Below are 17,262 nucleotides of genomic sequence, written 5' to 3'. Positions count from 1 at the left end.
GCCAAGTCGAAGGCGCGTATCAAGAGCTTCGACCAGCTGGTCGAAGCGCAGGAAAAGCGCATCCCCGGCAAGGCGCAGATCGTCATCCAGGTTCCCGAACGTCTGGGCGGCAAGGTGATCGAGGTCGAGGGCATTTCAAAGGCCTATGGCGACAAGCTGCTCTTTGAAGACCTGACCTTCTCGCTGCCCCCCGGCGGCATCGTCGGGGTGATCGGCCCCAACGGCGCGGGCAAATCGACCTTGTTCAAATTGATCACCGGTCAGGAAACCCCCGACAGCGGCAAGGTGACGATCGGCGACACCGTCCGCCTCGGCTTTGTCGACCAGAGCCGCGACGACCTCAAGCCCGACAACAATGTCTGGCAGGAAATTTCGGGCGGCCACGAGTTGATGAACATCGGCAAGCACGAGATGCAGACGCGGGCCTATGTCGGGGCGTTCAACTTCAAGGGCGTCGACCAGCAGAAAAAGGTCGGCCAGCTGTCGGGCGGTGAACGCAACCGCGTCCATATGGCCAAGATGCTGAAACAGGGCGGCAACGTCCTACTGCTCGACGAACCGACCAACGATCTCGACACCGAAACGCTCGCTGCGCTCGAAGAAGCGCTCGAAAACTTCGCCGGTTGTGCGGTCGTCATCAGCCACGACCGCTTCTTCCTCGATCGCCTCGCGACGCACATCCTGGCGTTCGAGGGCGACAGCCATGTCGAATGGTTCGAGGGCAATTTCGAATCCTATGAAGAGGACAAAATCCGCCGCCTCGGCGACGATGCGACGCGCCCGCATGCGACGTCGTACAAAAAACTGACGCGCTGACCGCGATGGGGGAGGGGCAACCGCCGATCTCGTCGGGCACGATCCGCATCGACGCGGAAGCGCTCAACGCGTTCATGGCCGACGCCTTTCCCCACTCGGCCCCGGGCTCGCGCGGTATCGTCGTGTCGACCGCGCCTAGGCATATCCAGGCGCGCTTGGACCCCAATGACAATGCGCTGCGCCCCGGCGGGCTGATCTCCGGCCCGACCCAGATGGGGTTCGCCGACATGGCGGCTTATGCGCTCGTCCTCGCGCATATCGGCCCCGTCGCGATGGCGGTGACGAGCGCGCTAAACTACCAGTTCCTGCGCCCGTGCCGCCCCGGCCCGCTATTCGCCGACGCGCATATGCTGCGCCTCGGCAAGCGGCTCGCGGTGATGGATGTACGAATCTGGACCGACGATCCCGACAAGCCGGTCGGGCAGGCGAATGTGACTTACGCGATTCCCTAATATTCCAGTGCCGGATACCAGTCGGTGCCGCGGCCGCCCGGGGTCAGGTCGAGGATGTTCCACAGGCTGGCGATGTCGGGCGCGCCGCGCGGGTCTTGGCCCGGGTCGGCCATTGCGGCGGTCATCTCGCTTTTCCAGAACAAACGGACGCCGTCGCGGCCGCGCTTATAGACCACCAGCGCCGGATCTTCGCTGCCGTCGGCGCGCAGCAGGCCCAGATCGCGCGCATAATCGTCGCCGACGGTCTGCACGAAATCGAGCGCCCGCCAGCCGCGTTCCTGCGCGAACGCCTGTTGGCGCTCGGCCGGACTGCGGCCGAAAATCTTCAGCGCGACGCGCTGTTTGATGTCGGCGGCGTTGCCGTTCACCGCCCCCAGCCAGTTGGTGCACATCGGGCAGGGGCGTTCGCGTTCGGGGCCATACATCCAGAAATAGCTGACCAGCGTGTCATGCGGCCCAAACAATTCGTCCAGCGACAGCTCGGCGCCATCAGCGTCTTGGAACCGGTAATCCCTTGCGATCAGCGGCCCGGGCGGCAGCGCACGCCGCTGTTCGGCAACGCGCGCGATCTTGCGGCGCAGGTCGATCTCTTCGGCAAGCAGCGATTTGCGCGCCTTGGTGTAGGATTCGTCTTCGCCGTGAAAAGCGCGCCGCCGCGACGCCAGCGCCGGGGCGGCGAGTAAAGATGGGCGAAGCGCCATATATGTCTCCCTGATTGCGACCGGGAATCGCTTTGCCCGCGACACCGAAAAGCGCAAAACAGCTGCTCGCGCCGACGGCTCGGTTAGGCCCGAACCTGCCCTGAATCAGCGACGAAATGCCGCAGTGCCGCTTCGTTAGGTCACCATTTCCCTGTCGGCAGTGCTGTGTTATGTCACCAATACAATTGGGAGGACCATCATGCGATTTGCCCTTGTCGCCGCCGCTATCACCGCCGCCTTGCTGTCCGCCGCGCCGTTCGCCGCCCAGGCGCAGATGCGCACCGACCCCGCCGTCATCGTCGAACAAAAGGCCGCGATTGCCAAGCTCGCAAAGCTGCACGGCGAATGGCGCGGCACCGCGACGATCACCTCGCCGGGCGGCACGATCAGGCTGGCGCAGACCGAACGCGCCGGGCCGATGCTCGACGGCACCGCGCTGGTGATCGAGGGGCGCGGGTATGACGAGGCGGGCAAGCTGGTCTTCAACGCCTTTGCGGTGATTTCCTACGACGCCGCTACCGATCAATATGCGATGAACAGCTGGACCGACGGCCGCACCGGCAAATTCCCCTTTGCGGTGACCGACACCGGCTTTGAATGGAGCATCCCGGTGCCGAACGGCGCGACGATCAAATATGTCGCGACGATCGCCGACGGCAAATGGAGCGAGGTCGGCAGCTATATCGGGGTCGGCATGCCGCCGGTTGAGTTCGCGAAGCTGGAGGTCGCACGTACCGGCGATACCAGCTGGCCGGCCGCGGGGTTCGTTCCCGCGAAGCCGTGATCGTCGCGGTCAGGCCGGCGACACCGCCCACAATATCAATTTGGTCGCATGGACATCCTCGCGCGCCTTGGCGGCGTCCAGCCGCTCCAGCTTGATGCTGCCCTTCAAGGCCCCCATTTCGATCATCGCGCCGATCACTACGACCCCGCCCGCGCCGACCTCGATCTCAAATTCGGCGGGATGCGCCAACTTGGCTTTCGCGGTGGTAACATGCAGGTGATGGGTGCCGGGATCGACGTCGGCCATCAGCATCTGGCCTGACTTGATCTGGCCCTGTCCCGTGCCGTCGAGCGTAACGTTCATGCCCTGCAGCGCTGCGACGAAGCCGCGGCGGGTGACATAGATCCGCGCTTTGCCCGTCGGCGCCTGCATCGCCCGCGCATCGGCAATCGCCGCGGTGTCGGCCTTGGCCCCGCTCTTGTTGCTCGACAGCGCCCAGAAACAGAAAATGACGATGCCGCCGATCAGCAGCACGGACAGGATGAGCAAGGTTTCGGGCGACACGACGCTGGCCAGCGACGGCCCCAGGAACGCGCCAATGATTGCTGCCGCAAAAATCAGGGTCAGCCACATTGCATTCTTGCTCATATCGCTCTCCTGTTTCAGGCGGCGGGCACAAACTCCCCCGTCGCTTCGTCCAAAAGATGCAGCACGCCGTCGCTGATCGCGAAAAAGGCGCCGCGCAGCCGCAGCGTGCCGCGCCGTTCCTTTTCCTGAATGCAGGGGAAGGTGCGCAGATTGTCGATGCTGACGCGCACTGCCGCCATTTCCATCGCGCGGCCGGCGTCGCGGTTGTCGATGTCGGCATGGTTGCGGCGGATTTCTTCGCTGGCATCGTCGAGCAGCGCGATCCAGTCGGCGATAAACCCGCCGCGGCCCGGCTCGGCGCCCGCCATCGACCGGTGCAACGCGGCGTGGCAGCCGCCGCACAGGCCATGGCCCATCACGACGATTTCTTCGACATGCAGGAACTGAACCGCAAATTCGAGCGCCGCCGACACGCCGTGGCGCCCGGGCGTCGTTTCGAATGGCGGCACCAGCGCCGCAACGTTGCGGACTACAAAGATTTCGCCGGGATTGGTATCGAAAATCTGCGACGGTTCGACGCGGCTGTCGGAACAGGCGATCACCATCACCTTGGGCGATTGTCCCTCGGCCAATTCGCCCCAGCGCTGCCGCTGTTGCTGCCAGCCGCCGTTACGGAAACGGCGATAGCCGTCGATCATGTCGGTAAAGTGAGTCATGGATGCGCCTTAGCATAGGTAGAGAGGTTGAGAAGAGGCGCGCGCGCGACTATGTGGGCGAAATGAACGCTCCTGCATCACCCGCCGCTACCCCCAGCCAGCGCACCCGCAAGCCCGACTGGATTCGCGTCAAGGCGCCGACCAGCCCCGGCTATGCCGAAACGCGCAAGCTGATGCGCGAGCTCAACCTCAACACGGTGTGCGAGGAAGCGGCGTGCCCGAATATCGGCGAATGCTGGACCAAGAAGCATGCGACCGTCATGATCCTGGGCGACACCTGCACCCGCGCCTGTGCGTTCTGTAACGTCAAGACCGGGATGCCGCGCGCGGTCGATCCGCTCGAACCCGAGCATACCGCGATTGCCGCGGCAAAGATGGGGCTCAGCCATATCGTCATCACTTCGGTCGACCGCGACGATTTGCCCGACGGCGGCGCCAGCCAGTTTGTGAAGGTGATCCAGGCGCTGCGCCGCGAAACCCCGCAGACGACGATCGAGATCCTGACCCCCGATTTCCGCAACAAGCCCGAAAGCGCGATCGCGGCGATCGTCGACGCGCGGCCCGACGTGTATAACCACAATCTTGAAACCGTGCCGCGGCTCTATCCGACGATCCGCCCCGGCGCGCGCTATTATGCCTCGCTGCGTCTGCTCGAAAGCGTTAAGCGCCGCGACCCGTCGATCTTCACCAAATCGGGCATCATGCTCGGCCTCGGCGAACAGCGGATGGAGGTGCACCAGGTGATGGACGACATGCGCAGCGCCGACATCGATTTCATGACGATGGGGCAATATCTGCAGCCGACCCCGAAGCATGCGAAGGTCATCGACTTCGTGACGCCGCAGGCGTTCGACGCCTATGCCCAGATCGCCCGCGCCAAGGGCTTTCTGCAGGTCGCGTCGTCGCCGCTGACGCGATCGAGCTATCACGCTGGCGATGATTTCGAACGGATGCGCGCGGCGCGCGAGGCGCAGCTGGCGCGCGCCGCCGGCTGATACCCACTTGCCCAGGCACCACGAAACCCGCGCCCTGCCGTATAGCGACGAGCAGATGTTCGCGCTCGTCACCGACATCGAGCGCTACCCCGAATTCCTGCCCTGGGTGATCGCGCTGCGCATCCGTAGCGATAGCGAGCATGAAGCGGTCGCCGACATGATCGTCGGCTTCAAGGGGCTGCGCGAAAGCTTCTCGTGCCGCGTCCACAAGGAGCGGCCGCGCGAGGTGACCGTCAGCTATATCGACGGCCCGATGCGCCATCTGAACAACGAATGGCATTTCACCCCGGTCGAGGGCGGCGGATGCCGCGTCGATTTCATGGTCGACTTCGCATTCCGCAGCCGCGTGTTCGAAGCGCTTGCCGGCCAGATGTTCGACAAGGCGCTGCGCAAGATGATCGCCGCGTTCGAAACGCGCGCCGACGATCTTTACGGGGCGGGGAGGGCGATGTCTTCCGAAGGACGCAGCGCGTCCCTTTCGGGTTGAAGCAGGTCGAGCGCGAACAGCGTCGCATGGTGGCGGATCGCCGCGCGATCGGTCGATTCGAACTGCACCCGTTGGGTGAAATAATCGTCGGGATCCTGGCCACGAAGCGCGCGTGCGAAGACGACCATGCCGACCGGCTTTTTCTCCGATCCGCCGCCTGGACCGGCGATGCCGGTGATCGCCACCGCAATATCGGCATCGCTGTTGGCGAGCGCGCCGGTCGCCATCGCCCATGCGGTCGCGAGCGAGACTTCGCCAAAGGTTTCGAGGATTTCGCTGCTCACATCGAGCTGGCTTTGCTTGGCGTGACCCGAATAGGTGATGAAACCGGCGGAGAAGACGTCCGAACTGCCCGCGATGTCGGTCAGCGCGGCGCTGACCATGCCGCCGGTGCAGCTTTCGGCGACCGCGACCTTGCGCCCCGCGGCTCGGTTGTTGGCGAGCACGCTCGTCGCAAGCTCGTCGCGCACCAAGAGGCGCGATTCATCGTCAGGCAGCACGGCGTCAATTCTCCGGAAGTCGCAGGGTCGCGACGGCTTGGGCAGCTATCCCCTCGCGGCGGCCGGTGAACCCCAGCCGCTCTGTCGTTGTCGCCTTCACACTAACCCGTTCGAGCGGAATCGCAAGAATTTCGGCAATCCGCGCGCGCATCGCGGCGCGGTGCGGGCCGATCTTCGGCGCCTCGGCAATGATGGTGAGGTCGACATGATCGATCTGTCCACCGCGCGTTGTGACGCGGTTTGCGGCAAACTGCAGGAAGCGATGCGAAGCTGCGCCGCGCCATTGCGGGTCGCTCGGCGGGAAATGATCGCCGATGTCGCCATCGCCGAGCGCACCCAGGATGGCGTCGGTCAGCGCGTGAAGCCCGACGTCGGCATCGCTATGGCCTTCAAGTCCATGACTATGCGCGATTTCTATGCCGCCGATCCACAGCGGCTTGTCGGCGACAAGGCGGTGGACGTCATAGCCCATGCCGACCGCGGTTCGTGTCATCGCCTCAATCCCCAACAGCCCCGACAGGATCGCCATATCCTCGGCATAAGTCAGTTTGTGGAGCCGCGCTTCGCCTGCTACCGCCGCCACCGCGAGGCCGAGCCGCCGCACCAGCTGCGCATCGTCGGTCGCTGCCGCCTCGACCGCGGCGGCGTGGGCGCGGCGCAATGCCCCAAGGCGGAACGCCTGCGGGGTCTGGACCCGCGCCAGCGCGCTCCGGTCGACGACCTCGCCCGCGACGCCCGCGGCCTGTTCGACCAGCGTATCGGGAACGGGGAGGCTGGGGATCACCGCTTCAGCCATGCCCAGTGCGGCAAGTAGGCGGTCGATGACCGCGGCGGTCACCCCGGGCCGCGCGGCATCGTGCACCAGCAGCGGAGTCTCGTCCTCACGGTCAGCCAGCGCGGCCAGCGCATTGGCCACCGACTGTTGCCGTTCTTCCCCGGGATTGGCAGAAATCCAGCCATCCGGTAACGTGCCGAGCGCCGCCATGACGTCATCATTGGCCACCAGCACGCCGCCGCCAATCGCCGAATGGGCACAAAAGGCATCGAGGCTCCAGCGCAACACCGGCTTACCGCCGAGCGTCGCTAGCTGCTTGGGTACGGCGAAACCGGCCCGGCTGCCCTGACCGCCAGCAAGCAAGATGACCATCGCGCGCGGCGTGGTGAAGGGAGCGGACTCGGTCATTATGCGCGCCGGTTAGCGCAGCCGCGGCTTGCGGGAAAGCGGCTTAGCGTGTACGGGCTGCTCAAATTTTAGGCAATCAGACGAAAGTTCCCGCCATGGCGCCGCTGCGGCCCATCCAGATCGGCAACATCACCATCGCGGATCCCGTGATTCTCGCGCCGATGACGGGCGTCACCGATATGCCGTTCCGCACCCTGGTGCGCCGCTATGGTTCGGGGCTCAACGTCACCGAGATGATCGCCAGCCAGGCGGCGATCCGCGAGACGCGCCAGTCGATCCAGAAAGCGGCGTGGCACCCGGTCGAGGAGCCGGTGTCGATGCAGCTCGTCGGCTGCACGCCCTATGAAATGGGTGAGGCCGCTAGACTAAACGAAGATCGCGGCGCCGCAATCATCGACATCAATATGGGCTGCCCGGTGCGCAAGGTGACGAGCGGCGACGCGGGCTCGGCGCTGATGCGCGACCTGAAGCTTGCCGCGGCGTTGATCGAGGCCTGTGTCAAGGCGGTGTCGGTGCCGGTGACGGTCAAGATGCGGATGGGCTGGTGCCACGACAGTCTGAACGCCCCCGAACTCGCCCATATCGCCGAGGATCTGGGCGCCAAGCTCGTCACCGTCCACGGTCGCACCCGCAACCAGATGTACCGCGGCGAGGCCGACTGGAGCTTCATCCGCAGCGTCAAGGACGCGGTATCGATCCCGGTGATCGCCAATGGTGACATTTGCTCCGCCGACGACGCGCGCACCGCGCTGGCGCAGAGCGGCGCCGACGGAGTGATGATCGGCCGCGGTGCCTATGGCCGCCCCTGGCTGCTCGGCCAGGTCATGGCGGCACTGCGCGGCGAGAATGAGCGCCCGGACCCCGGCATTGACGAACAATATGACGTCATTACATCGCATTACCGCGCGATGATCGACCATTATGGCGAGATCACCGGGGTCAATATGGCGCGCAAGCACCTCGGCTGGTACGTCAAGGGGCTGCATGGATCGGCCGAGTTCCGCAACAAGGTCAACCAGATCCCTGACAGCAAGGGCGTGCTGGACGCGCTCGAAGCCTTCTATGGCCCGCATCTGACCAGAGCGGCCGCGTGAGCGCGCTCACGTCGAGCATCCCGACCTTCGACCACGACGAGTTGATCCACTCGCACCCCGTCCCGACGCTGTTGATCGACAAGGGCGCCGTGGTGCTGTTCGTCAATGCCGCCGCTGAACAGATGTGCAATATGAGCCGGTCGGCGATGATCGGGCGCGTCGTCTATGACGTGATCGCCATGGATCGGAGCTATCGCCAGCGGATGAGCGACGCCGCGACGTCGGCGCTGTTCGCGCATCGCGCCGAGATTTCGGTCGGCGGCCGCAAGGCGATTTTTGTCGATATGCAGATGGTCCCCTATGGCCAGAGCGGTCATCGTATCCTGGCGCTAGTTCCGGCGCAGAGCGACGCCGAACTGATGGGCGGCGCGATCGGGCGATCAGGGCGCGCCGCGGGCGGCGCCGCGTCGATGCTGGCGCACGAAATCAAGAACCCGCTCGCCGGGATCAAGGGCGCGGCGCAATTGCTGGCGCGCAAGACCGACGCCAGCGGCGAACGCTTCACGACGCTGATCTGCGCCGAGGTCGACCGGATCGCGACGCTGATCGACCAGATGGAGCATTTCTCGCGCGGCCAACCGATCGCGTGCGCGCCGATCAACCTGTATCAGCCGATCCACCAGGCGATGGAAACCGCGCGGGCGCGCCAGTTTCCGGGCGTTCGCTTTGCCGAGGATTTCGACCCGTCGCTGCCGCTGGTGCACGGCAACCATGACGCCATGGTGCAGATATTGCTCAACCTGGTCACCAATGGCTGCGAGGTGCTGGGTGGCCGCGACGATGGCGTGGTGCGGATCGCAACCGCCTATCGCCACGGCCTGTCGATCGACAATGGCGACGGGCGCGGGCGGATCGCGCTGCCGATCGAGGTCAGCGTCAGCGATAACGGCCCCGGCGTTCCCGCCGACATTCGCGGCGACCTGTTCGACCCGTTCGTGACGACGAAGCGCGAGGGGCGGGGACTCGGCCTCGCCCTCGTCGCCAAGCTGGCGCGCGACATGGGCGGCACCGTCCAGCATATGCGCGACGGCGAATGGACCCGCTTTCGCGTCCATCTGCCGGTGGCGCAAAAGGGACGCGCCGCATGAGCGATCGCAAGACGATCCTGTTGGTCGAGGATGACCCCGCGATCGCGATGATCATCCGCGAGACGCTGGTCGGCGAATGCGGCCATTTCGCGTCAGTCAGTAGCATCGCCGAACGGAACGCCTGGCTGGCCGACAACCGCCCCGACCTGGTCATCACCGACGTCGTCCTGCCCGACGGCGACGGCATCGATTCTTTGCGGGTGGATGCAGGTACGCCGGTGATCGTGCTGTCAGCGCAGAACACGCTCGACACCGCCGTCCGTGCGACGGGGATCGGCAGTTATGACTATCTGCCCAAGCCCTTCGACCTCGACGAACTGACCGCGAGCGTCCGCGCCGCGCTGGAGCGCCGCGCCGAGCCGACGGCGGGCGCCGACCCGGCCCAAGCCGACAGCCACGGGCTGGTCGGCCGCGCGCCGGCAATGCAGGCGGTGTATCGCACCATCGCCCGCCTCGCGTCGAACGATCTGGCGGTGCTGATCCTGGGCGAATCGGGGACCGGCAAGGAGGTCGTCGCGCGCGCGATCCATGCCACCGGGCTGCGCCGCGCGGGGCCGTTCGTTGCGATCAACATGGCGGCGATTCCGCGCGAATTGATCGAGGCCGAGCTGTTCGGGCACGAAAAGGGCGCGTTCACCGGCGCGCACAGCCGCAATGCCGGACGGTTCGAGCAGGCGGCGGGCGGGACATTATTCCTGGACGAGATCGGCGACATGCCGCTTGAGGCGCAGACACGGCTGCTCCGCGTCCTGCAAAGCAACGAATATTCGACCGTCGGCGGCAATCAGGCGCTGCGCGCCGACGTCCGCGTTATCGCCGCGACCCATCGCGATATGCGGACGCTGGTCGCCGATGGCCGGTTCCGCGAGGATTTGTTCTACCGCCTCAACGTCATCCCGGTAACGCTGCCGCCGCTGCGCGATCGGCGCAGCGACATTGCGGCGCTGGTCCGCCATTTTGTCGAGGCCGGGCGCGGTTCAGGCCTGCCCGACCGCCAGTTCGCGCCCGCCGCGATGCAGTGGCTCGAACGCTATGACTGGCCCGGCAATGTTCGCGAGCTGGGCAATGTCGTCCAGCGGCTGGCGGTGCTGTCGCGCGATACCATTGTCACCGTGCGCGATGTCGAAACGGTGCTGCACGAAAACGGCGAGGGCGGCGGTGCGGCGGCGCCCGCCGACCTGATCGCCCGCGCCGTCGACGATTGGGCGCGCGAGCAGATGGCGAGCGGCGCCAGCGAAGGCGACCTGCATGGTCAGCTCGAAGCGATCGTCGAGGCCGCACTGTTCCGCCGCATCCTGCGCGACGTGCGCGGCAATCAGCTGGAAGCGGCGCGACGCCTCGGCATCAACCGCAACACGCTACGCAAGCGCTTGGGGCAACTCGACATCGATCCCAGCCACCTGTGAGTGACCAAACTAGCGCATAATAACGCCGTTCGAGCGCCGCGAGCGACGTTTGTGTGTTTTCTATGCAACAGGTTTGTCGTAGCATGGCAACAATGGCGCATGCGGCTCCCCTGACTCACGACATCGATTCCGCCGATCAGGACGCACGCTCGGGCTTCTGGCGCTTCGCTGCGCCCGAATATTATACGCTGGCGCTGATCGTCAGCATCGGCATCGCGACCTATGTCTTCGTCACCGGCGACGCGCAGAGCGAGCGGCTGCTCACCCCGGCGCTGGTCGCCGCGATCATGGTCGCCAACCTGGTGCCCGCCATGGCGCTGATCGTGCTGATCGGCAGCCGCGTGGCGCGCGCTCGCGCCGTGCGGTCCATGGAGGGCGGCAATGGGCGCCTCCACGTCCGGCTGGTGGCGCTGTTTTCGTTGATCGCCGCGACGCCCACCCTGCTTGTGGTGATTTTTGCGTCGCTGCTGTTCCAGTTTGGGGTCGATTTCTGGTATTCCGACCGCTCCCGGGGAATGTTCGAAAACGCTGCCACGTTGGCGCAATCGTTCTACGAGGAAAGTCAGAAGTCTGTGGCCATACAGACCTCCACAATGGCCGGAGACCTGAGCAAATATCTCGACACCCAAGCCATCGACAGCATCAGTTTTCAAGACGCCTACGGGTTTCAGGTTGTGGTTCGCGAACTCACTGAATCCGCGATCATCGAAGTTGGCCGCGATGGCGTTGCGCGGACTGCGGTGATGATCGACCCCGACAATCGGGCGGCCGAGGGTCGCGTTACGCCAGCGATCATCCAGCGGCTCAACGCTGGCGAAGATATCGTCGTTACGCGAAGCGCTAACCGCATCGAGGCTGTTACACGGCTTCCTGGCAGGCCCAATGCATTCCTCTATTCTTCGCGCGCCGTCTCGAGCCTAGGTCAGCAGCAATTTAATCTCGCCCGCACGGTCCTCGCTGACTATAATGCACTGTTTGAGCGCTCTCAGTTGTTGCAGCTGCAATTCAACGGCGCGCTCTACCTTGGGTCGCTGCTGCTCCTCGCGCTTGCCGTGATCGCCGCAATCGTGGTTGCCGACCGCATCGTCCGTCCGCTCGGCACGCTGATCGGCGCGACGCGCACCGCGGCGGGGGGCGACCTGTCGGTGCGGGTAACCCCGCCGGCGCGCGATGATGAGATTTCGGTGCTGACCCGCGCGTTCAACCGCATGACCGAACAATTGCAGGGACAGACCGGGGCGCTGGTCAGCGTCAACGAACAACTCGAAGCGCGCCGCAGCTTTATCGAGGCGGTGCTCAGCGGCGTTTCGTCGGCGGTGATCTCGGTCGATGCCGATCACCGGATCCTGCTTGCCAACGCCGCCGCGGAACGGCTGATCTGCCAGTCGACCAATTGCCTGACCGGACGGCCGCTGGTCGAGGTTGCCCCCGAACTGGCGCAACTGCTGACCGGCGACGAGCGCGAGGCGATCGTGCAACTGGCCCGGCCCGACGCCGAACCCGCGACGCTCGCCGCCAAGGCGGTCGCGCAGGGCGACGGTTTTGTCCTGAGTTTCGAGGATATTACCCAGCAGTTGCTCGATCAGCGCCGTGCCGCCTGGTCGGACGTCGCACGGCGGATCGCGCACGAGATCAAGAACCCGCTGACCCCGATCCAGCTCGCCGCCGAAAGGCTCCAGCGCCGCTTTGGCGACAAGATCGAAGGCGACAGTGCAACTTTCAAAAAGCTGACCGATACGGTGATCCGCCAGGTTCACGACATGCGGCGGATGGTCGACGAATTTTCCAGCTTTGCCCGCATGCCCAAGCCGACCTTCGGGGTCGAGGATGTCCGCGACATCCTGCGCCAGGCGGTGTTCCTGTTCGAGGTCGCCAAACCCGACATTGTCTTTGCGGTGAAAACCCCTGACGAGATCGAGCCGCTGGTCTGCGACCGCCGCCTGCTGTCGCAGGCAATGACCAACATCGTCAAAAACGCCGTGGAAGCCATTGAAGAAAAATCTAAAAATTCTGAAGCTGTACCCGTCGGCCATATCGATGCCGAACTGGCGATGGGGCCGCGGGGCGAGATGGTGATCCGCATCGCCGACGACGGCATCGGGCTGCCGCAGGCGCGCGAGGCGATTGCCGAGCCTTATATGACGACGCGGCAGGGTGGCACCGGCTTGGGGCTCGCGATCGTCAAAAAGATCGTCGAGCAGCATTATGGCGAACTGGAATTTTTGGACAATCCGGCGGGGCAGGGGACGTGCGTCACGCTGACGCTGCACCCCGACCGGCTGCGCGCGCTGGGCGGAAAGGGCGAAGAAACAAGCATGGGACAGGCAGAATCGGTTCCGGGGCGGATCCGCAACCGACAGGACAGAGAAGAACATGGCGCTTGATATTCTGATCGTCGACGACGAGCGCGACATTTGCGACCTCGTCGCCGGCGTCATGGAAGACGAAGGCTATGAGGCGCGCACCGCCTCCGACAGCGATTCGGCGCTCGAGGCGATCCGTCAGCGGCGCCCGTCGCTCGCGCTGATCGACGTCTGGCTTCAGGGATCGCGGCTCGACGGGCTGGGGCTGGTCGAGGCGATCAAGGCGTTCGATCCGACGCTGCCGATCATCGTCATTTCCGGCCACGGCGGGCTCGACACCGCGGTGGCGGCGATCCGCCGCGGCGCGTTCGACTTCATCGAAAAGCCGTTCGAAGCCTCGCGCCTGCTGCACCTGGTGGCGCGCGCGACCGAAAGCGAGCGGTTGAAGTTCGAATATGAGCAGCTGCGCGAAAAGGCCGGGCCGTCGGACGAGCTGACCGGGACCAGCGCGTCGATCAACAACGTCCGCGCCACGCTCAAACGCGTCGCCGGGACCGGCAGCCGGGTGCTGATCACCGGCGCGCCGGGGGTCGGCAAGGAAGTGGCGGCACGGGTGCTGCACGGATGGAGCGGGCGGCATAATGCGCCGTTCCGCGTCATTTCTTCGGCGCGCATGGACCCCGAAACGGTCGAAACCGAGTTGTTCGGATCCGAAGCCGACGACGGCGCGATCCGGGTCGGGCTGCTCGAACAGGCGCATGGCGGCACCTTGTTCCTCGACGAGGTTGCCGACATGCCGTTGACGACGCAGGGCAAGATCCTGCGCGTGCTGACCGACCAGAGCTTTACCCGGGTCGGCGGGCGCACGATGATCCGCGTCGATGTGCGGATCATTTCGGGGTCGGCGCGCGACCTGATGACCGAAATCGCCGAGAGCCGCTTTCGCGAGGATCTCTATTACCGGCTCAACGTCGTTCCGGTGCATATCCCGCCGCTGCGCGAACGGCGCGACGACATCGCCAGCTTGTGCGACCATTATATCCGCCGCTACGCCGCCGACCGCCGCGTGCCGCCGCCCGAAATCAGTTCGGAAGCGATGGCGGCGTTGCAGGCGCACGAATGGCCGGGCAATGTCCGCGAGCTGCGCAATGTGATCGAACGCGTGATGATCCTGGCGCCGAGCGACCGGCTGGCGCGGATCGACGCCGACATGCTGCCCGGCGAGTTGGTGCGCGGCGGCACCGATATCTTGCCCAATTCGGAATCGATTACCGCAATCCCGCTGAAAGAAGCGCGCGAGAATTTCGAACGCGAATATCTGCGGATCCAGATCAACCGCTTTTCGGGCAATATTTCGCGCACCGCGACCTTTATCGGCATGGAAAGATCGGCGCTGCACCGCAAACTGAAACTTTTGGGGCTCACCGAGAGTTCGGAGGGCGAGGGGTAAAGGCTTTGCGCTAGACCTTGTGCATGCTTTGCCGCATATTGTTTGTCAGAAGAAGGTCTTGAAAGCCGGAAAACCGGTGTTGTACCCGCGGTGATACCGCCAAAAACAGGAGGCAAATGTGTCCGATAAAAATCAGAATCTCCAGGATATTTTCCTAAACGCCCTGCGCCGCAGCAAGACCCCGGTGACCATGTTCCTGGTCAAGGGCGTCAAGCTTCAGGGCATCATTACCTGGTTCGACAATTTCTCTTTGCTGCTGCGCCGCGATGGCCAGTCGCAGCTGGTCTATAAGCACGCGATTTCGACCGTGATGCCGTCGCACGACTTCGACCTGTCGCTACTCGGCGACAATCTGCGCGACGCGCCGGCCAGCAAGGGCAAGGCGTTACAGGACGTGTTTCTGAATGCCGTGCGCAAATCCGATGAATCGGTGACGATGTTCCTAGTCAACGGGGTGATGTTGCAGGGCGACATCGTCGCGTTCGACCTGTTCTGCATGCTGCTCGAGCGCGAGCGGCAGGTACAGCTGGTCTATAAGCACGCGATTTCGACGGTGCAGCCGAACGGCCCGATCAACCTGACCGACAGCGGCGAGGCCGACGGCGAAACGGACGACGCCTGATCGCCTCGATAATCGACAGTCCGGACGAGGTAACCCGCGGCGCCGCCGCGCTGATCGTCGTGCCCGAATGGCACAGCCAGCGTCTGGCGCGCGATCTCGACGCGCGCGCCGAGGAGGCGCGCGGGCTGGCGCTGGCGATCGGGTTGGACGTCGTCGCAGTACATATGCTGCGGCTACGGCAGACGCGTGCCGCGACCTTGCTCGGCGTCGGCCAGATCGAGGCGATTACGCCCGATATTGCGGCGAAGAATGTGCAGCTGGTTGTCGTCGATGCGGCGCTCAGCCCGATCCAGCAGCGCAATCTGGAAACCGCATTCGGCACCAAGGTGATCGACCGCACCGGGCTGATTCTCGAAATCTTCGGCGAGCGCGCCGCGACCGCCGAGGGGCGGTTGCAGGTCGAACTGGCGCATCTCGATTATCAGGCGGGGCGGCTGGTGCGCAGCTGGACCCACCTCGAACGCCAGCGCGGCGGTTTTGGTTTCCTCGGCGGCCCCGGCGAAACGCAGATCGAGGCCGACCGCCGGATGATCCGCAATCGCATGGCGCGCATCCGCCGGTCGCTGGACGATGCGCGGCGCACGCGCCAACTCCAGCGCTCAAAGCGCCAGCGCGCGCCATGGCCGGTGGTCGCTTTGGTCGGCTATACCAACGCCGGTAAATCAACGTTTTTCAACCGCTTGACGGGAAGTGACGTCATGGCGGAAGACATGTTGTTCGCGACGCTCGACCCGACAATGCGCGAAATCCGGCTGCCGGGGATCGACAAGGCGATCCTGTCCGACACCGTGGGTTTCGTGTCCGACCTGCCCACCGAACTGGTCGCCGCCTTTCGCGCCACATTGGAAGAGGTCACGACCGCCGATCTGATCGTCCATGTCCGCGACATCGTCCATCCCGACAGCGATGCGCAATATGACGACGTCCGCGCCATCTTGCGGTCGCTCGGCGTCGATGGACCGCAAGACGATGGAGAGGGGGATGCGCCGCCCGCGATCCCGCAGATCGAAATCTGGAACAAGATCGACACCGCCGATGCCGAGCGCCGCGCGGCGATCGAAGAGATGGCGGCGCGCCGCTCTGACGTCGCGCTGATCTCGGCCGTGACGGGCGAGGGCGTCGAGGCGGCGCGCGTGCTCATGGCGTCGCAGCTGACCGCGCTCCACAAGGTGCAGCGTATCTATCTTGGCTATCATGAAGGTGAGGCGGCGGCGTGGCTGCATGCCCGCGGCGAGGTGCTGGCCGACGAGCCCGAGGGCGAGGGGCATGTCCTGACCGTCCGGCTCGATCCCGCCGACGCGGCGCGGTTCGAGCGGCTGTGGCCTACGAAAGACGCTCTGACGCCTTGACCGCCAGCCAATGGGCTTCCTGCGCGTCGAGCGACAGGCCCGCCAGGCTGCCGCCGGCGCGATCTTCCATTGCCACGAAGCGCCGCGCGAACTTGACGTTGGCATCGCGCAGTGCGGATTCGGCATCGACACCCAGGTGCCGCGCGTAATTGACGACCGCGAACAGCAGGTCGCCGATTTCTTCGTGGCGCGCCGCATCGTCGGTCGCGACCGCGACTTCGGCGAGTTCTTCGGCGATCTTGTCGCGCGGGCCGTTAACATCGGGCCAGTCAAAACCGACGCGTGCGGCACGCGACTGGAGTTTCTGCGCGCGCAAGAGCGCCGGCAAGGACAAGGCAACGCCCGACAACGCGCCCTTGGGGCCATCGGCGGCGCGCTCGTCGGCCTTGATCTGTTCCCATTGCTGGCGAACATCGTCCGTCTGGCTGCCGCCAAAAATATGTGGGTGGCGACGCTCCATCTTGTCGCTGATCGCCGTGGCAACGTCGTCGAAACCGAACAGGCCGTCATCCGCCGCGATCTGGCTGTGAAAGACGACCTGGAGCAACAGGTCGCCAAGCTCGTCGCAAATCGCCGCAGGATTACCGCCGGCGATCGCATCGGCGACCTCATAGGCTTCCTCGATCGTGTAGGGCGCGATGGTCGTGAAATCCTGCGCCAGATCCCATTCGCAGCCGCCGTCGGGGTCGCGCAGTTTGGCCATCACGGCGAGCAGGCGATCGATGGGGGACTGGAGCGTCGCGTCGGGCATCTGTTTATCCGATAATATATATTATGTTAAATTTATA

18 protein-coding genes are annotated in these 17,262 nt (G+C 64.9%); 12 read left to right on the top strand and 6 right to left on the bottom strand.

From position 1 onward, the window contains the following. Both ACTIFP_RS06015 and ACTIFP_RS06010 read left to right on the top strand, forming a co-directional pair. Positions 1-816: ATP-binding cassette domain-containing protein (locus tag ACTIFP_RS06015; RefSeq protein ID WP_439567797.1), on the top strand; the 816-nt coding region annotated here is incomplete at its 5' end. 5 nt (positions 817-821) lie between these two features. Beyond that, positions 822-1,268 (top strand): PaaI family thioesterase, encoded by a 447-nt coding sequence (locus ACTIFP_RS06010; protein ID WP_439567796.1) that lies wholly within the window; start codon positions 822-824, stop codon positions 1,266-1,268. Here the strand turns inward: ACTIFP_RS06010 and ACTIFP_RS06005 are convergent. Beyond that, complete coding sequence (locus ACTIFP_RS06005; RefSeq protein ID WP_439567795.1) at positions 1,265-1,969, bottom strand: DUF899 family protein; 705 nt, start codon at positions 1,967-1,969, stop codon at positions 1,265-1,267. The two genes, ACTIFP_RS06010 and ACTIFP_RS06005, sit on opposite strands and share 4 nt — an antisense overlap. A gap of 199 nt (positions 1,970-2,168) precedes the next feature. On the opposite strand from ACTIFP_RS06005, the gene ACTIFP_RS06000 reads away from it, so the two are divergent. Then, a complete protein-coding gene (locus ACTIFP_RS06000) occupies positions 2,169-2,753 on the top strand; it encodes a DUF1579 domain-containing protein (RefSeq protein WP_439567794.1) in 585 nt (194 codons plus the stop codon). A 9-nt stretch (positions 2,754-2,762) separates the two neighbouring features. Here ACTIFP_RS06000 and ACTIFP_RS05995 read toward each other — a convergent pair whose 3' ends face one another. Next, on the bottom strand, positions 2,763-3,341 hold the full coding sequence (locus ACTIFP_RS05995) for a hypothetical protein (protein WP_439567793.1): 579 nt from the start codon (positions 3,339-3,341) through the stop codon (positions 2,763-2,765). Between the two features lie 14 nt (positions 3,342-3,355). Next, on the bottom strand, positions 3,356-3,997 hold the full coding sequence (locus tag ACTIFP_RS05990; RefSeq protein ID WP_439567792.1) for a carbonic anhydrase: 642 nt from the start codon (positions 3,995-3,997) through the stop codon (positions 3,356-3,358). A 62-nt stretch (positions 3,998-4,059) separates the two neighbouring features. Here ACTIFP_RS05990 and lipA point away from each other — a divergent pair, with 62 nt between their 5' ends. Then, on the top strand, positions 4,060-4,992 hold the full coding sequence (lipA, locus tag ACTIFP_RS05985; RefSeq protein WP_439567791.1) for a lipoyl synthase: 933 nt from the start codon (positions 4,060-4,062) through the stop codon (positions 4,990-4,992). 7 nt (positions 4,993-4,999) lie between these two features. Then, positions 5,000-5,479: a type II toxin-antitoxin system RatA family toxin gene (locus ACTIFP_RS05980; RefSeq protein ID WP_439567790.1), complete on the top strand. Its 480-nt coding sequence runs from the start codon at positions 5,000-5,002 to the stop codon at positions 5,477-5,479. Here the strand turns inward: ACTIFP_RS05980 and ACTIFP_RS05975 are convergent. Then, a complete protein-coding gene (locus tag ACTIFP_RS05975; protein ID WP_439567789.1) occupies positions 5,422-5,949 on the bottom strand; it encodes a CinA family protein in 528 nt (175 codons plus the stop codon). The genes ACTIFP_RS05980 and ACTIFP_RS05975 overlap by 58 nt on opposite strands. A gap of 34 nt (positions 5,950-5,983) precedes the next feature. Further along, positions 5,984-7,162, bottom strand: coding sequence for a bifunctional 2-C-methyl-D-erythritol 4-phosphate cytidylyltransferase/2-C-methyl-D-erythritol 2,4-cyclodiphosphate synthase (locus tag ACTIFP_RS05970; RefSeq protein WP_439567788.1), 1,179 nt, complete (start codon positions 7,160-7,162; stop codon positions 5,984-5,986). A gap of 95 nt (positions 7,163-7,257) precedes the next feature. Here ACTIFP_RS05970 and dusB point away from each other — a divergent pair, with 95 nt between their 5' ends. The 7 genes from dusB to hflX all read left to right on the top strand — a co-directional run bounded on the left by dusB (position 7,258) and on the right by hflX (position 16,474). Continuing rightward, positions 7,258-8,256: a tRNA dihydrouridine synthase DusB gene (gene dusB, locus ACTIFP_RS05965; protein ID WP_439567787.1), complete on the top strand. Its 999-nt coding sequence runs from the start codon at positions 7,258-7,260 to the stop codon at positions 8,254-8,256. Next, positions 8,253-9,344: a two-component system sensor histidine kinase NtrB gene (locus ACTIFP_RS05960; protein ID WP_439567786.1), complete on the top strand. Its 1,092-nt coding sequence runs from the start codon at positions 8,253-8,255 to the stop codon at positions 9,342-9,344. Before dusB ends, ACTIFP_RS05960 begins: the two co-directional genes overlap by 4 nt. Next, entirely contained in the window at positions 9,341-10,750 is a 1,410-nt protein-coding gene (locus ACTIFP_RS05955; RefSeq protein ID WP_439567785.1) for a sigma 54-interacting transcriptional regulator, read from the top strand. Before ACTIFP_RS05960 ends, ACTIFP_RS05955 begins: the two co-directional genes overlap by 4 nt. Positions 10,751-10,842: 92 nt before the next feature. Continuing rightward, complete coding sequence (locus tag ACTIFP_RS05950) at positions 10,843-13,134, top strand: sensor histidine kinase (RefSeq protein WP_439567784.1); 2,292 nt, start codon at positions 10,843-10,845, stop codon at positions 13,132-13,134. Next, a complete protein-coding gene (ntrX, locus tag ACTIFP_RS05945; RefSeq protein WP_439567783.1) occupies positions 13,124-14,503 on the top strand; it encodes a nitrogen assimilation response regulator NtrX in 1,380 nt (459 codons plus the stop codon). The genes ACTIFP_RS05950 and ntrX overlap by 11 nt, the downstream gene beginning before the upstream one ends. 118 nt (positions 14,504-14,621) lie before the next feature. Then, positions 14,622-15,125 carry an RNA chaperone Hfq gene (hfq, locus tag ACTIFP_RS05940; protein ID WP_439567782.1) on the top strand — a complete coding sequence of 168 codons (504 nt, stop codon included), beginning with the start codon at positions 14,622-14,624 and terminating at the stop codon, positions 15,123-15,125. 50 nt (positions 15,126-15,175) lie between these two features. Beyond that, positions 15,176-16,474 carry a GTPase HflX gene (hflX, locus tag ACTIFP_RS05935; protein ID WP_439567816.1) on the top strand — a complete coding sequence of 433 codons (1,299 nt, stop codon included), beginning with the start codon at positions 15,176-15,178 and terminating at the stop codon, positions 16,472-16,474. On the opposite strand, the gene mazG is transcribed toward hflX, so the two are convergent. Continuing rightward, positions 16,449-17,225 carry a nucleoside triphosphate pyrophosphohydrolase gene (gene mazG / locus ACTIFP_RS05930; protein ID WP_439567781.1) on the bottom strand — a complete coding sequence of 259 codons (777 nt, stop codon included), beginning with the start codon at positions 17,223-17,225 and terminating at the stop codon, positions 16,449-16,451. The two genes, hflX and mazG, sit on opposite strands and share 26 nt — an antisense overlap. Between the last annotated feature and the right edge of the window lie 37 nt (positions 17,226-17,262).

This window comes from Sphingopyxis sp., from assembly GCF_051861155.1.
GTDB lineage: Bacteria > Pseudomonadota > Alphaproteobacteria > Sphingomonadales > Sphingomonadaceae > Sphingopyxis.
This window is presented reverse-complemented; position numbering and strand designations above follow the sequence as displayed.

Excerpts from the sequence above, each read along its gene's own strand:
- dusB (WP_439567787.1), top strand. The coding sequence starts at position 7,258 with ATGGCGCCGCTGCGGCCCATCCAGATCGGCAACATCACCATCGCGGAT.
- ntrX (WP_439567783.1), top strand. The coding sequence starts at position 13,124 with ATGGCGCTTGATATTCTGATCGTCGACGACGAGCGCGACATTTGCGAC.
- ACTIFP_RS06005 (WP_439567795.1), bottom strand. The coding sequence starts at position 1,969 with ATGGCGCTTCGCCCATCTTTACTCGCCGCCCCGGCGCTGGCGTCGCGG.
- ACTIFP_RS05955 (WP_439567785.1), top strand. The coding sequence starts at position 9,341 with ATGAGCGATCGCAAGACGATCCTGTTGGTCGAGGATGACCCCGCGATC.
- mazG (WP_439567781.1), bottom strand. The coding sequence starts at position 17,225 with ATGCCCGACGCGACGCTCCAGTCCCCCATCGATCGCCTGCTCGCCGTG.
- ACTIFP_RS06000 (WP_439567794.1), top strand. The coding sequence starts at position 2,169 with ATGCGATTTGCCCTTGTCGCCGCCGCTATCACCGCCGCCTTGCTGTCC.
- ACTIFP_RS05970 (WP_439567788.1), bottom strand. The coding sequence starts at position 7,162 with ATGACCGAGTCCGCTCCCTTCACCACGCCGCGCGCGATGGTCATCTTG.
- ACTIFP_RS05990 (WP_439567792.1), bottom strand. The coding sequence starts at position 3,997 with ATGACTCACTTTACCGACATGATCGACGGCTATCGCCGTTTCCGTAAC.
- ACTIFP_RS05995 (WP_439567793.1), bottom strand. The coding sequence starts at position 3,341 with ATGAGCAAGAATGCAATGTGGCTGACCCTGATTTTTGCGGCAGCAATC.
- ACTIFP_RS06010 (WP_439567796.1), top strand. The coding sequence starts at position 822 with ATGGGGGAGGGGCAACCGCCGATCTCGTCGGGCACGATCCGCATCGAC.
- ACTIFP_RS05950 (WP_439567784.1), top strand. The coding sequence starts at position 10,843 with ATGGCGCATGCGGCTCCCCTGACTCACGACATCGATTCCGCCGATCAG.
- lipA (WP_439567791.1), top strand. The coding sequence starts at position 4,060 with ATGAACGCTCCTGCATCACCCGCCGCTACCCCCAGCCAGCGCACCCGC.